This window comes from Streptococcus minor DSM 17118 (assembly GCF_000377005.1).
GTDB classification, from domain to species: Bacteria; Bacillota; Bacilli; order Lactobacillales; family Streptococcaceae; genus Streptococcus; species Streptococcus minor.
The window spans coordinates 1-13,651 of the sequence record NZ_AQYB01000025.1; the positions used below are offsets into that span (position 1 = coordinate 1).

At 41.8% G+C, this 13,651-nt stretch carries 18 protein-coding genes; 4 read left to right on the plus strand and 14 right to left on the minus strand.

All coding sequences use genetic code 11. The annotated features are described in order from the left end of the window. From F602_RS0101835 to F602_RS0101910, 14 genes are all read right to left on the minus strand, one after another. On the minus strand, positions 1–396 hold a 396-nt coding region (locus F602_RS0101835; protein WP_018166257.1), incomplete at its 3' end, for a DNA cytosine methyltransferase. Beyond that, positions 393–533: a hypothetical protein gene (locus F602_RS10855; protein WP_018166258.1), complete on the minus strand. Its 141-nt coding sequence runs from the start codon at positions 531–533 to the stop codon at positions 393–395. The genes F602_RS0101835 and F602_RS10855, both read right to left, overlap by 4 nt. After that, complete coding sequence (locus F602_RS0101845; RefSeq protein WP_018166259.1) at positions 530–739, minus strand: hypothetical protein; 210 nt, start codon at positions 737–739, stop codon at positions 530–532. Before F602_RS0101845 ends, F602_RS10855 begins: the two co-directional genes overlap by 4 nt. Further along, complete coding sequence (locus F602_RS0101850; protein ID WP_018166260.1) at positions 726–1,133, minus strand: RusA family crossover junction endodeoxyribonuclease; 408 nt, start codon at positions 1,131–1,133, stop codon at positions 726–728. Before F602_RS0101850 ends, F602_RS0101845 begins: the two co-directional genes overlap by 14 nt. Further along, positions 1,126–1,590 (minus strand): crAss001_48 related protein, encoded by a 465-nt coding sequence (locus tag F602_RS10245; RefSeq protein WP_018166261.1) that lies wholly within the window; start codon positions 1,588–1,590, stop codon positions 1,126–1,128. The genes F602_RS0101850 and F602_RS10245 overlap by 8 nt, the downstream gene beginning before the upstream one ends. Before the next feature lie 302 nt (positions 1,591–1,892). Continuing rightward, positions 1,893–4,139: an AAA family ATPase gene (locus F602_RS0101865; RefSeq protein WP_018166263.1), complete on the minus strand. Its 2,247-nt coding sequence runs from the start codon at positions 4,137–4,139 to the stop codon at positions 1,893–1,895. 8 nt (positions 4,140–4,147) lie between these two features. Continuing rightward, complete coding sequence (locus F602_RS0101870; protein ID WP_018166264.1) at positions 4,148–5,731, minus strand: DEAD/DEAH box helicase; 1,584 nt, start codon at positions 5,729–5,731, stop codon at positions 4,148–4,150. A gap of 11 nt (positions 5,732–5,742) precedes the next feature. Further along, a complete protein-coding gene (locus tag F602_RS0101875) occupies positions 5,743–6,324 on the minus strand; it encodes a hypothetical protein (protein WP_018166265.1) in 582 nt (193 codons plus the stop codon). Positions 6,325–6,390: 66 nt separating this feature from the next. Then, complete coding sequence (locus F602_RS0101880) at positions 6,391–7,470, minus strand: ATP-binding protein (RefSeq protein ID WP_018166266.1); 1,080 nt, start codon at positions 7,468–7,470, stop codon at positions 6,391–6,393. A gap of 4 nt (positions 7,471–7,474) precedes the next feature. Continuing rightward, a complete protein-coding gene (locus F602_RS10250) occupies positions 7,475–7,972 on the minus strand; it encodes a hypothetical protein (RefSeq protein ID WP_018166267.1) in 498 nt (165 codons plus the stop codon). Next, entirely contained in the window at positions 7,972–9,273 is a 1,302-nt protein-coding gene (locus tag F602_RS0101890; protein WP_018166268.1) for an AAA family ATPase, read from the minus strand. Before F602_RS0101890 ends, F602_RS10250 begins: the two co-directional genes overlap by 1 nt. After that, positions 9,273–9,437: a hypothetical protein gene (locus F602_RS10860; protein ID WP_018166269.1), complete on the minus strand. Its 165-nt coding sequence runs from the start codon at positions 9,435–9,437 to the stop codon at positions 9,273–9,275. Before F602_RS10860 ends, F602_RS0101890 begins: the two co-directional genes overlap by 1 nt. Before the next feature lie 124 nt (positions 9,438–9,561). Then, complete coding sequence (locus tag F602_RS0101905; RefSeq protein ID WP_018166271.1) at positions 9,562–9,837, minus strand: hypothetical protein; 276 nt, start codon at positions 9,835–9,837, stop codon at positions 9,562–9,564. 79 nt (positions 9,838–9,916) lie between these two features. Continuing rightward, positions 9,917–10,132, minus strand: a complete 216-nt coding sequence (locus tag F602_RS0101910) for a hypothetical protein (protein WP_018166272.1) — start codon at positions 10,130–10,132, stop codon at positions 9,917–9,919. Between the two features lie 301 nt (positions 10,133–10,433). Between F602_RS0101910 and F602_RS0101915 the strand changes: the two genes are divergently transcribed. The 4 genes from F602_RS0101915 (at position 10,434) to F602_RS0101930 (ending at position 13,510) form a co-directional block, all read left to right on the plus strand. Next, positions 10,434–10,793, plus strand: a complete 360-nt coding sequence (locus F602_RS0101915; protein WP_018166273.1) for a helix-turn-helix domain-containing protein — start codon at positions 10,434–10,436, stop codon at positions 10,791–10,793. 1 nt (position 10,794) lies between these two features. Then, positions 10,795–11,181, plus strand: a complete 387-nt coding sequence (locus F602_RS0101920; RefSeq protein ID WP_018166274.1) for an ImmA/IrrE family metallo-endopeptidase — start codon at positions 10,795–10,797, stop codon at positions 11,179–11,181. 18 nt (positions 11,182–11,199) lie between these two features. After that, complete coding sequence (locus F602_RS0101925) at positions 11,200–12,255, plus strand: type I restriction endonuclease (RefSeq protein WP_018166275.1); 1,056 nt, start codon at positions 11,200–11,202, stop codon at positions 12,253–12,255. Between the two features lie 118 nt (positions 12,256–12,373). After that, positions 12,374–13,510 (plus strand): tyrosine-type recombinase/integrase, encoded by a 1,137-nt coding sequence (locus F602_RS0101930; RefSeq protein ID WP_018166276.1) that lies wholly within the window; start codon positions 12,374–12,376, stop codon positions 13,508–13,510. Positions 13,511–13,651 lie beyond the last annotated feature (141 nt).

Sequence of the window (13,651 nt, forward strand, 5' to 3'; positions counted from 1 at the left end):
GATGATGGTCTCGAATGTATGGCCGTCATCGTGGTTGAGGAGTCCTGTGACGTTCTCAAGGAATAGATATTTAGGTCTGAGAATAGATGCGAACCGAGCAATCTCAAAGAATAGAGTCCCTCTAGTATCTTCAAATCCTGCTCGTTTTCCAGCAATGCTGAAAGCCTGACACGGAAATCCTCCGCAGATAACGTCCACACGTCCAATTCCTCGAACAGACTCATCTGTGACTGTTGTGATGTCATGAAATTCTATTTCTCCTTTCGTGTCATGTATTGCTTTGTAGCTCTTTCTGGCAAATGGGTCAATCTCGCAAAATCCAACGCATTCATGTCCTGCTGCTTCCATGCCGAGACGAAAACCGCCGATTCCTGCAAATAAGTCTAGGAATTTCAATCCACTTTCTCCCTAATATCCTCCAACTGTGCCAGTTCTGCCTCGCCCTGAATCAAAACCCAAGCTTGATTTGCCCCAGCATAGCCGGCAAAATCGGCTTTTACCCAAACGGTTTGTCCTTCTTGGAATTTTGTCATTTTGCTTTCTCCTCTAGCAATTCAAAAATTAGCCCAAACTGTTTTTTCACAAACTCATCGTCGTTATATTTCTTACAGACTTCTGCCATAGACCACACAACCCAGTCCCAGTATGCATCTGTCGCAAAACCAACTTCTTGCATCTTCTGGTTGCTGGCTCGCATCCAGTTTGGGATTTCATTTTCAAAAAAATCAATGTAATTCATCTAACACCTCAATCTTAATGTAGATCCCGACCGTATCTGACCAAAACTTTTCTGCAATCTCGCTGGCCACTTGGGCATCATCTTCCCAAAAACCGACAGCAGTCATGCAGTCCTTGAGCAACTTCTGCAGATTGTCTGTATCTGGCTTAGTAGTCTTATACTGGCCATGCTTGGATTTCTTCGTCCGAGGAAATAACCATTTGACTGTCAGACGAATTGGGCCTTGCAACTTGTCAGGAGGTACATGCCTAGCCAGCAATGTTTCGTACTTAGCCCTGGCATCTGCTAGCTTTTCAGGCTCGTAAAATTGTGGCTTACCGTTGACCACTCGGACTTGTTTCTGTTGGTGGGTCACAGTCGGTATTTTTTTCATTGGCAGGAAAAAATCAATCATCTGTTAACTCCTTCGCGAACTGCCATGCCCAAGAACAAGAAGATTTTTTAATCCTGTCCTCGGTTATTCCTCCGTCAGGAACATTCCTATTGTGTTTTTCAAGTAACTTAAGGGAAGCATAGTTATAGTCACCTAATACTAAATTTCCTGTCTTAGAATGTTGCACAAGTGTCTTATAAAACCCATTACCAACTGGGATAGCCACTGTGTACCGTTTTTTAGGATTGAGGTCAATGCCGTCAAGTTTTGCACGAAATTCCAAAATTTGACAATACACTTGCATAGCATGACATTGCATTTTCAAGACTTCGATAGGATATTGCAAATCCCAATCTTGAGTATTGCCTTTGTCATATTCTTTGATAAAGTTCTTCAATCTGATAAAACGCGTTTTAAGCTGCTTGTATTCTTCAATCACTCTTTTTTGATAATCTTCCATATTTATTTTACCTTTCATCTTTCCATATATTTTTTGTTTTGTTTTTTGTGCGCTTTGTCAAAGATGAGATAAAGGATAAAGGGGCAGGACTTACAGCCCCTTTTCCTTTTCTCTTTGACTTTCGACAGAAAGAAAAACACTTTAACAACTACTTTAGTAGTTGTAACGTTTCTTTTTCCAGAAAAAAACATAACTTTTCCTGTTTTTTTCACAATTTAGAAAAAATGAAATTTCCTATTTTTTTCACAATTTAGAAAAGGAAAAAAACATAACTTTTCCTGTTTTTTTCTTAGAAATTTTCCTGTTTTTTTCTTTCTTCACTATTTGGATTTTTGATATACAATTCCATTCTTGATATCAAATCCACCATGTTCTTTTATGTAATTTCTAATTGTTCTTTCAGATACTCCATCCATGTATTCTTGGAGTTCATCTAAAGAAACTGGGGTAGTTCCATCAAATAATGCACCGTATGCTGTATCCAGTTTTTGTTTTCTCTCTTCAGCTTTATCTTTTTTTGATTTCCTGCCATCTTTAGCTTTCTGCCAATTCGGCTTGCTTTCTTCCAACTGTATATCTGCCAGCACACCCGATGTGTCCACACTGTGCACTGGATAGCTAAACCACATGTTGACTGGCTTAAACTTGGCAAACTCTCGTAGCGTACCTTCGACACGCCACGCAGTGGAAATCTCTATCGCATGTACGACTTTTTCGATTTCGTCGTAGTAGACCTTTCGGACCATGATGTCATTGATAGCTTTTTCAAAATGTTGCTGCATCTGTGCCCTGCTTTCCAAGTCGTCCAATGTCACTTCCTGTTGATAGTAAGCTAGATTGCGTTCTTGCAAAGCCCGCTGGTAAATGGCACATTTGGCTTTATCAACTCGTAACTTCAGCAAGTCTTCAGTCAATTCAAGCTCTACTAAGTCAATCAATGCATCTGGATCACGAGCAAACACTCCTGACCCGCTCGCACGGTCCATTGACTTCTTACCGCCCTGACTACCTTTTGAGTGGTGGTGGCAGTAAATCACACTGCATCCCAGCTCAGTAGCTACCTTATCAAACTGATTTGTAAAATGTGCCATCTGGTCTGCTGAGTTTTCGTCACCCGTCAAGACCTTGTAAATTGGGTCAATGATGATGGCAATGTAATTCTTCTTCAGAGACCGTCGGATAAGTTTTGGTGCTAGCTTATCCATCGGGACGGTCTTACCGCGTAAGTTCCAGATGTCAATATTTTGGATATTGTTAGCTGGTACACCCATAGCTGCATAGACATCCTTAAATCGATGCAAGGCCGACGGTCTGTCCAACTCAAGATTGACATAGAGGACCTTGCCTTTGGTACATTCCCAGCCCAGCCACTTGATACCCTCTGCAATAGCAATTGAGAGTTCAATCAAGGCAAATGACTTACCAGCCTTAGACGGACCAGCCATGAGTAGCTTATGGCCTTGTCTAAGCACACCCTTGATTAATTCAGGAGCCAATTCTGGCATATCATCCCAAGACTCTGCTAATCCTTCTGGATCAGGCAGGTCATCGTTTAAGTCCTCAATCCACTGGTACCATTCTTCGTAGTTAGATTTTCCGATGTTAGTATCAATCAAAAACTGCTTCTTACCGTTTCGCATGATACCAGGCATACGTGATAATCGACTAGGGTTGCGGTTCTGGGTATCAATATCCAAACCATTCTTCTTACAGATTTGGTAAATGTAGTCCACACGCTTTCGGTACTCTTGGTAGTCTCTCGCATCTACCTTGACGATAGCATGCAGGGATTTCTTCCCACTATGGACCAAGGCAGCAATTGGCAATTCCAACTCTTTGAATAGTGCATATTGCTTGCCTAGTTCCATGCTATCAGACTCAACCAAGGCATAGCGGAAATCAGTCACGTTGTCATTCTTAACACCCTTCCCGTCCAGTGGATTGAAACGAATCCAAGCCCCAGCTTCTTCCTTGTAGTCGCCGAAGACTGCGCCGATGTCACCATTGCAACTCTGTAAAAGTTGAATTAACTCTCCAGCTGTCCTATCAAACGCTCCCTGTGTTGGTTTAAATACTGGCCCATTATCAGTGTCAATCTGATAAGTCTGCGTGACATAGCCGACATTGTCTGTACTATTGAAGATTGTCTCTAAGTAAGTAATCAATTCTTGGACAGGTTGCCAATTCACAGGCTCTCGAATTTCTTTTGATTCCAACCAGTTTTTATCAACGATTTTATAATCACGGTCAATAGTGTCATTCCAACCCAATTCATGGGCTTCGTCAGTCATTCTAAATTCAGACACCCAGCCATTTTCTTTGGCCATCTGCGTGATTGTCGCCCCGGTCACAGTGCCTAGACTGCCACCTTGGAAGCTATCCCATTTCTTAAAACACTCACCTTTCTTGTATCGGATTGTGTCTTTCTGTGACCACACATCCCAATCCATTGCAGTATAGCCCTCTTGCTTAAGAGCGAAACCTACATTGACCCAGTCTTGATAAGACAAGACAGATGGGTCAATGTATTCAAGCAATGGGATGAGGTCAAATTCTCTTTCTGTCATTTATTCTCCTATCCTGGTTGATATTCTTTTGGTCTCACACCTGCTGGACATCTCCAACCCGCGCCAGCAATGCGGTCAATCATAGACCTAGCTTGGTCAAACTGCCACATACCAACATTGCGGAAACCATAGCGTTCCAGTAGCCTGATTTGTTTTGGTGTTGTCAAGCCTTCATCACGACGCTTGGCCAGTCTATCCAGTAATTTCGCTGCCTTACCAGCATTGCCAATCTCATCTGTGAAAATGCCGAATTTTTCCAAAGCTTTCTTTTGCTTGTCGGAAACAGGCGACTGCTCCCAACCAAATTCTGGTACATAGTCCACTAAATCTTCCGCATGGATAGACATCTCAAACTGCAATGGGTCTACCAGCTTGCGTTTCCGTTTCCGCATTTCTTCCAGCTGTTTGGCCAGTGCTTCTTCACGCTGAGCCACTACATCTTCTGCTGATTTTACTTCCAGCTCTTCGATGTCAAACAAGGCCCCAGCCTCATCTTCCATATTCTCAACCATTTTCTTAGCTACTTCTTCTGTGCCCGCGATAAGATGAGCAGGTCGGCAGAGTTCGTGTCGCTCTGTGTGCCACAGGAAGTCCAACAGTAATAGATTTTCTTTTCCCGGAAATAGTCGAGTTCCACGTCCGACCATCTGGCTATATAGGGCTCGTACCTTGGTTGGTCTAAGCACTACCACACAATCAACAGATGGACAGTCCCAGCCTTCTGTCAAGAGCATAGAGTTGCAAAGGACATTGTATTTACCTTTGTCAAAGTTTTCCAAGACCTCTGCACGGTCCTTGGATTCTCCGTTGACTTCAGCAGCCTTAAAACCTTTGGCATTTAAGATGTCACGAAACTTTTGCGAAGTCTTGACCAGTGGCAGAAAGACCACTGTCTTACGGTCTGCACATTGCTTGACCATTTCGTCTGCTATCTGCTCAAGGTATGGATCAAGCGCAGTCCCAAGGTCGCTTGCTTTAAAATCTCCCGACTGCATAGACACGCTTGATAGGTCCAAGGTCAATGGAATCGTCACGGCAGTAATCTTGGAAAGGTAGCCAGACTTGATTGCCTGCACTAAGGAATACTCATAGGCTAGACTGTCGAAATACTGCCCTAGATTTCGTTTGTCGCCTCGGTCTGGCGTTGCAGTAACGCCCAAGACATTGCTGTCGTCGAAGTGTTGCAAGACACGCTGATAGCCATCTGAGATAGCATGATGAGCCTCATCAATGATGATAGTGTCGAAATAGTTCGGTGGAAACTGACTCAACCGCTTCTCGCGTTGCAAGGTCTGTACAGAACCAACAACTACTCGAAACCATGAGCCAATAGATGTGCTCTCTGCCTTCTCTAAGGCTGTGCCCAACCCAGTGGCGGTCATTAGTTTGTCAGAGGCCTGTTCCAGCAGTTCCGACCTATGAGCAAGGACGAGCACACGCTCGCCCATGCGCACTCGGTCTTCAATGATTTTGGAAAAGACAATCGTCTTACCGCAACCTGTTGGCAGAACTAACAATGTCCGCTTGCGACCTGATTGCCATTCCTGCTGGACTGCACCACGAGCCTCTTCCTGATAATCTCGTAGTTGCATTCAGACCCCCCTTAAAATCCTTTGAAGCCACCTTGCATTGGCTGTGTTGGCTGTTGAGGTTGATAAGCTGGTTGTTGATATTGTCCCTGTGGCTGTTGTGGTTGATAAGCTGGTTGTTGTGGTTGGCTAGCATTTAGAACTTTTGACCAATCAACTTCATCTGCATAGATCATGGACTTGATGTTGTCAAATTCCTGATCCGCATATTGACCAGTGCCTTTTCGCTTGTTGATACGGCAAACGCCTTTAGCGCCAATGATGTTCCAATTCATCCGCAATGGTTCCCCGTGTTTTTTCTGGCCAATCGCTCCAAAGAAAGCTGATAGCATTCCTTCTGTTGAGGTATGCAAGAACAGATTGTGTTTTAGTTGAGCTGTACCATCTGCAGTTTCAATTTCAATGGATACGACAGCCTTGTTACATGCAGGAAGCTTCCCTGGATTTTGAGTATTTGGTGTGTGACGGGTACGCTCTACACCTTTTACCGTAAATTGATAGTCACCCGGCACCAGCGAGACAAATTCACCGCCATCATTAACGATTTCATCTTCCCATCCAAGTTCGCGCTCTGGTTGATTGTATTGTTGTGTCATGTTATTTCTCCTTTAATTTCAATATTTAATTTACTAATAATTTCTAAGACCCAAAATGGTCTAAACTTACTCACCTTCGACCGTAAAGGGTACTTCTGGATTGGCCCGTACCTTTGTATTGATGACATTTAGGACCTTATCCCAAACTGTAACCATGTAATCCCAATAGCCAGCGTCAATCGCTTCTATCTGCGTGCCTAGTGGATAGATACCATTGACATAAGTAGCTTGCAAGATTTCATCTTGACTCACACGGGCAGTGGTCATCAAATCACGCAGGCTTTGTGGAATTAGTGGGTTAATTTCCTGTGTAGGTACTGGCTGAGCAGGCTGGTTAGGAACTGCTTCTTGAGCCTGTTCTGGTACAGCATGTGCGGATTCATGCATTGGCTGTGATTGTGCTGGTTGTTCTGTCACTGTTTGAGCAAAGATATGAGCAATCGCTGCAAAGTCCATAGGCAACTCTTCTGGCAAGTTATGACGGTTCTTGGCGTCCCAGCTTGGCGAGTGCGTAGTTTGCATGACACGCTGGCCACCCTGTGCCTTCTGCTTCTTGGTCTTTTCGTCCGTGATGATATAGGTCTTGTAGTTGAGAAATAAGACCATATCGGCCCACTCCTTGACCTTGGCAGATACGTTAGTCTCAGTCTTCTTGTTGCTCAACTTGAGCTCATAGCGGTCATAGCCCCCTAATTCATCGGGCTTGGTAAATTTCTTTACCTGGGCATGGGCAGTCAGCACCACGTTGATGCCGAGCTCGACAAGCTCCTGCAGTCTGTCCAATAGACGACCGATTTCCTCGATGAGATAAGTATAGCCACTGCCCCAGCCAAAGTCCTCAATACCACTCTTGCCGTGCTGAGCGCAGATGTATTGCAGTGCCAAGGCTTCTGCCCAGTCGATTGTGTCAATGACCAAGGTCTGACAGATTGTCGGATTGGCCTTGACAAATGCGATGTGATTCATGAGCATAGTCCAGCTAGTGGGCTTATCTGCCCGAGTAACATCCATGTTGTCGGTTGAGCCTTCCGTGTCGATAAAGAGAGGGTTGGGAAATTGTGCTGCTAAGCTAGATTTACCAATTCCCTCTGGTCCATAGATGACTACTCGTTGGGCTCGTGCCCGTTTTCCTTTTGTAATTTGCATGTGTTTACCTCCTGTTTTTTGCTTGAATTTTTGAGTCTACCCATCTGCAATTTGACGGTTCGTAATTTCCATCAACATCTATACGATCGATAGTGCAGCTTCCTCTCGGAGCATTTGGATCATATCCATTAGCTAACGCCCATTTTCTAAAGTTCAAATAATCTTTCCATTCCGCACAAACCGTGATACCTCTTCCGCCATAATTCGCATACCGATTATGTGTTTTTAGATAGCACCTTTGTTTCATGCCCATCCACACTCTGTACAGTCGCTCTCCAGTAAACCCATGAGTACGCTTTGCATTACCTGTTTTTGCGTGTCTTACTCTAGAACAACCACAAGTTGTTGATGAACCATTCCTAAGAGATGACCCTCTAGTAATGATTTCTCTGCCACAATCGCACCGACATTTCCAAAATGCTTCTCTCCCCGTATATTGAGACCGTTCTACTACAGTTAATTCACCGAATCTATGCCCTGTAATATCAATAAATTGTCCCATTAAAATCCACCTTCCCAAGAAGGCTTGGCAGTTGTATTTTTATGAGATTCATAGTTTGGATTTTCTTCAGAATATCCATCGGTGATTATTATCGAACATTCGTCACCAGTCGATACTCGTGTCGCAATAGCTTGCAAGCCCTCACGCTTCAGCCACTCGCCGAATTCCTTAAGTGTGACTTGATCCATCTGCTCCAGTTTATCAATGAGCACGAAGCCACATTCTGGCTTGAGTTTACGGACAATGGCAGTGGCTACCATGAGTTGCTGAGAACCCGACATGTTATCCCATTCTTGACCTTTGTATAGAAGTTTGCCATCTTCTACCACTAGATCTGGCAACGGTAGGTCTGCATTAGTCAGCAAATCACGCTTTTCTTTTCGTACTGCTTCAATTTCAGTTGTTAACGTGTTGTACTCTTCACGCTGTGCTTTCGCGTCTTCCTCTGCCTTCTCTTTATCAAGATTGGCACGTACCTTGCGATTGATTTCGTCAATTTGAGCAATATTTGCTTCGATTTCTGCAGTTGACTCATCCAGTAGATCCATGGCATCTTTTTGAGCAATAGCCACATCATTAGCCAATTTCGATAATTTAGCTTGTTCTTCTTCCAGTTGTTGAGCTAGTCGGTTGACCAGTGCTGTCTGATTATCAAGTTGAGCCTGATAGTTGGCTAGATTTTGACGCTTGCGAGCATTCTCACCGTTTTTAGCCAAGATTGCTTGCTGTTGTTGAATAAGCTCTGCAATGCTAACTAACTCTTTAGGAGCATCTGGATAGTATTCTTGTTCTTTAGCAAACTTTTCTTTCTGGTCAGCAATCACACCGATAGCGTGCCGGTTGTTGTAAATTTCTTTTTCTTTTAGCTCAAGCTCTGCCAGTTGGTCACCAACACCAATAATTTGCAAAAGCGTGTCTGCTTTTTCTTTTGGGGTGCTTTCCATAAATTTAGGTAAGTTGATAGCAAGCTCTTCCACAAAGCTGTCTAGCAGTTGCTGACCGCCTTTTTGACCATTTGGGTCAATTACCTTTAGACTTGCATTCTTACCCTTACGCTCTACGATAAGACCGTTAGACATTACGATTTTTAGCGTAGGCGGTACCTGCGAGCCCTCACGTTGAGCTTGGCTAGGCTTGTACTTATTGCCACCTAATGCCCAAGCAATCGCGTCCAGTACACTTGTTTTCCCTTGGTTGTTGTTTCCGCCAACGATTGTCAAACCTGTTGCGGATGGTTCGATTTTAACTGCTTTGATACGCTTGACGTTTTCGATTTCAAGCCGGTTAATAGTTACTGTCATTATGCTAATCCTGCCTTTCTGCGTTCTTCCTTAAGGAATCTGTATGCTTCTTTTTTGCGATACTCATATGAGTTGATTTTGTGGATTATGTAAAATCCATAGCCAATAGCTGTAAATGCTACCAGACTCATGGCCACAAGGGCGATTGTTAAAATTGTCGTCATGCTGCATGTCCCCCTCTCAGCAAATTACGCTTCCATAATAGGTCGTACTTTTTAAACCCTCGCAGTGTTTCTCGGTCTTGGCCGGTATAGCTAATGATTTCATCAATAATGTTTTCAATTCCAATCATTTTGTTTCCCTTCTTCTAATATAGATTCCCATTTTCTCCATTTGTTTGACTTCTTTCTCCCATTCTGGAGATTTTCGATACTGCAAGTAGCTGTCAAATCCAGCAACTGTGACCATGCCATCACGTAAATATTTTGCTTGGCTTGGTAATTTCTGCATTTCTCTCCTGCGGATCCCACAGGCTCTTGAACTGTGCCCAAAAATACGGGAAAGTTCCTTATCATTGGCAGAAATCTTTTCAATAATGACATCGTTTATTCTGACAACTTCCATTGTTCTTTTCTCCTTTCTGTGATATACTATTTATAGTTATTTTTTCACAGCCACTGTTCCCGCAGTGGTTTTTTTGCACTCAGCTACCTTCAAACAATTCCCAAGGCTCGCGGATGCTGAGTAATTTTGAAACGCGAAGTTTCAAATCTGCACTGCCTTTTCCAGATTTTAGCAAATCTGTAATAGTCCCTTGGCTACTCAACCCAACAGCTTGTGCAAGGTCTGCTTTATTCCAGCCTTTTTCTTTAAGCCGTTGCTCAACTAGCTCAACCCATTTCTTATGTTGTTGACTCATGCTCTACTCCTCTCTTCAAAATTGTAAAGCGAATTTTTTAGCGAATTCTCATGTAATTTGTTGACATTTTTTATCGAATTAGTTAAAATTAATGTATAAGAAAAACATCAAACAAATAAACGCATTAAACTAATTTTATAACTTGCCACAGTTTATTATTTTTAGCTTTATTTTCGTTTTTTGTTTCGCTTAAATATTCGCTTTACACATTATATTTTAATCTATTCATTAAAACATGTCAAGTGTTTTTATCGAAAAAGTTAAAATATTTTTCGTAATGCCTAGAAAGGTTGAGTTACCAATGTTCTCGACATTCGAAAAAATAAAAGAACTTGCCAAAAAGCAAGGAATTTCATTGAATACGTTAGAAGAAAAAATGGGGTACCCAAGAAATACTCTTTATCGGTACAAGACACAAATTCCTAGTTCTGAACGTGTTGCAGAAATTGCGGATTATTTTAACGTATCTACCGACTATCTGCTCGGTAGAACAAACAACCCAAGCATTGCCAAAGAAGATAATTATATCTACGATGGAAAGGAGGTTGATGTCAATGATCTAGCTGAAACAGCGATGGTATTTGATGGAAAACCATTATCAGATGAAGATAAGGCTGCTATTGCAGAAATAATAAAAATATATCTAGTAGGAAGACAGTAGAATGTTTAAAACGGACAAAGAATTTTTAAAAGAGAATAATATTGGACTTTGTCTGTTTGAAGAGCAATTGTGGAAGCGGGACGGATTCTACATCCCTGGAATCCGAACTATTTTTATAAAAAACAATCTAACAGACGATGATAAGCACAAAGTATTGCTGCACGAACTAGGTCATATACATCATGACCCAATCAAATATCAGAGACTTCTTCTTCAATACGAAAACCAAGCCGATAGGTTTATGGTGAAAAGATTGATTGAAGAAGAATTAACTCAATATGAACCTAGCGATTTTAATTGGTTACAATTTGCCAATAGGCATAAAATTTCAACTTCTTGGGGCCAAGAAATGATCCAGGAAGAGTTTAAAAATATTGTTGGAATCTAATAAATAAAGGAGAATAATATGGAAATCGATAAAGTAAAAGATGGTATAAAAGCTGTCGGTAAGCGTGTAACTGATTTGGCAGCAAATATCACAAATGAGGAGCAAACGAAAAATGCTTTTATTATGCCATTTTTTCAAGCTCTCGGATATGACATTTTCAATCCATTAGAATTTGTTCCTGAATTTACTGCTGATGTGGGTATCAAGAAAGGTGAAAAAGTCGACTATGCAATTATTATCGATGACCAACCTCAAATCCTGATAGAGTGCAAATCAATCAACGAAAAATTGACAAAGCACGATTCACAACTCTTCCGATACTTTGGCACTACTTCTTCTAAGTTTGGCATTCTGACTAATGGCCGTGAGTACCGCTTCTTTACTGATTTGGATGAGCCAAATAAAATGGATTCAACACCATTCCTCAGTTTTGATGTGACTGATATCCGCGACAATCAATTTGTCGAAATCGTTAAATTCCATAAAGGAAATTTCGATATAGATAATATCGTCTCATCTGCTTCCGAATTGAAATACCTAGGCATTTTAAAGGGCTTTTTGTCTGAAAACATCAAAGAACCGTCTGACGCTTTCCTGAAGTACCTTGTTTCGGAAATTTATGAAGGAAGGGCTACTCAGGCAGCATTGGCTACATTTAAACCTATCATTGTCAAAGGATTCTCCCAATTTATTACCGACATGGTCAACGAGAAATTAAGTGCTGCACTCAACACGTCTGTCGAAACCAAGCAAGAAATTGTGGTTGAACCAGAAGAAACAACAACGCGAGAAAGTGCCATCGTCACAACACCAGAAGAACTCGAAGCCTATACGGTCGTTAAGATGATCCTGAAAGATATCGTCACCCCAGATCGTGTCTACTATCGTGATAACAAGAGTTATTTCAACGTGCTACTTGATGACAACATTAAGAAATGGATTTTGCGGTATCGTGTAAATTCTGCTAAAACGACCATCGAAATCCGAAATGCTGGCATTTTTGAAATAACCTCACCTTTAGAAATCTCAAATTACTATAAAGAGATTGTCGAGGTCGCTCAAAATTTTAAATAAAAAATCCCCACACTCTCCGCGTCGAAACTTTGAGTGTGAGGTGTCTAGTATAAAGAATAGGCATTAAATGGCCCATTTCTTTGTACCCATTTTAACACAGAAATGAGGTAAAAATCAAATGTATCCTGAATATTTGGCTGATGGCCGTGTGAAGTATATAGCAGAGTACAAAGATCCATATACCAACAAGAGACGAAGAGCAACTACCATTGTTCCATCTGACAGCTCACAGAATAGGAATAAGGCTGCCAAAATCCTGCAAGAGCGCATTAGGCAAAACACTTTATCAGCAAATGCATCGGACATCACATTTTATGAGCTATACCAGCGCTTTTACGACGAGTGGAAACTATCAGTCAAGCATCGCACCCTCTACACTTACCGACATATAGACAAGAGGCTCCTAGACACTGTCGAGGACATCCCGGTTAAAAATATCAACAAGCGCTATCTCCAGGACAAAATCAACCTAATCTTCTCTCAAGGGTTCTCCACTAACACTATGAAGCTCTATGTCGGACGCATAAAGGCAATCATGGGTTATGGTCTTGACAAAGATTATATCCAAAACGACATTACCAGAACTCTGAAGAGTCCGAAGAAAAAAATGACTCTGGAAGAAAAAAGAAAGAAAAAATTGGACTACATTTCCAAAGATGAGTTCCGGACTGTCTTCGAGCACTATGCCAAGAAAACAAACAAGCGAACCATGCGAATTGTGGCTATCCTCTATATGACAGGTTTACGCTTTGGAGAGCTTCAGGCTTTGACCAAAGATGATATTGACTTTGAAAATGGAACCATCCACATCCGAGGTACTTATGATAAAACACAAGGCAGGAAGACTACGACCAAGACAGAACGTTCTGAGCGTTCCATTTTAGCCCCTAGAATCGTTTTAAATTACATCCTAGACCAAATAGCCGACAACGCCCTAAAATTGAATACAGAGGCTCACAGAAGGAATACAGAAGGCTATATCTTTTTTAACGAAAAAGGACTGCCTTATTCGAATTCAGCATTTGACATCTCACTCAAAACCAATGCCAAGCATTTTGGATTGTCTAGCCATATAACAGCCCACACCTTTCGTCATTCTCACATCTCGTTACTGGCAGAAATGGGTATACCTTTGGCCGCCATCATGGACAGAGTTGGTCATGCTGATTCAAAGACTACCATTCAAATTTACACTCATGTTACCCAAAAAATGGCTAATAAAATGATTGACAGACTCAATGAAATTCAAATATAGCGCCACTTCAATGCCACTTTTACCCAAACTAGAATTTCAAAAACAATGAAACCCCTTGATAGACAAGGGGTTTTAAAGTTACTAGAAAATATCGCTTCATTATACCATACTTTTCTAATACATGCACTTGATTTTTTGCAT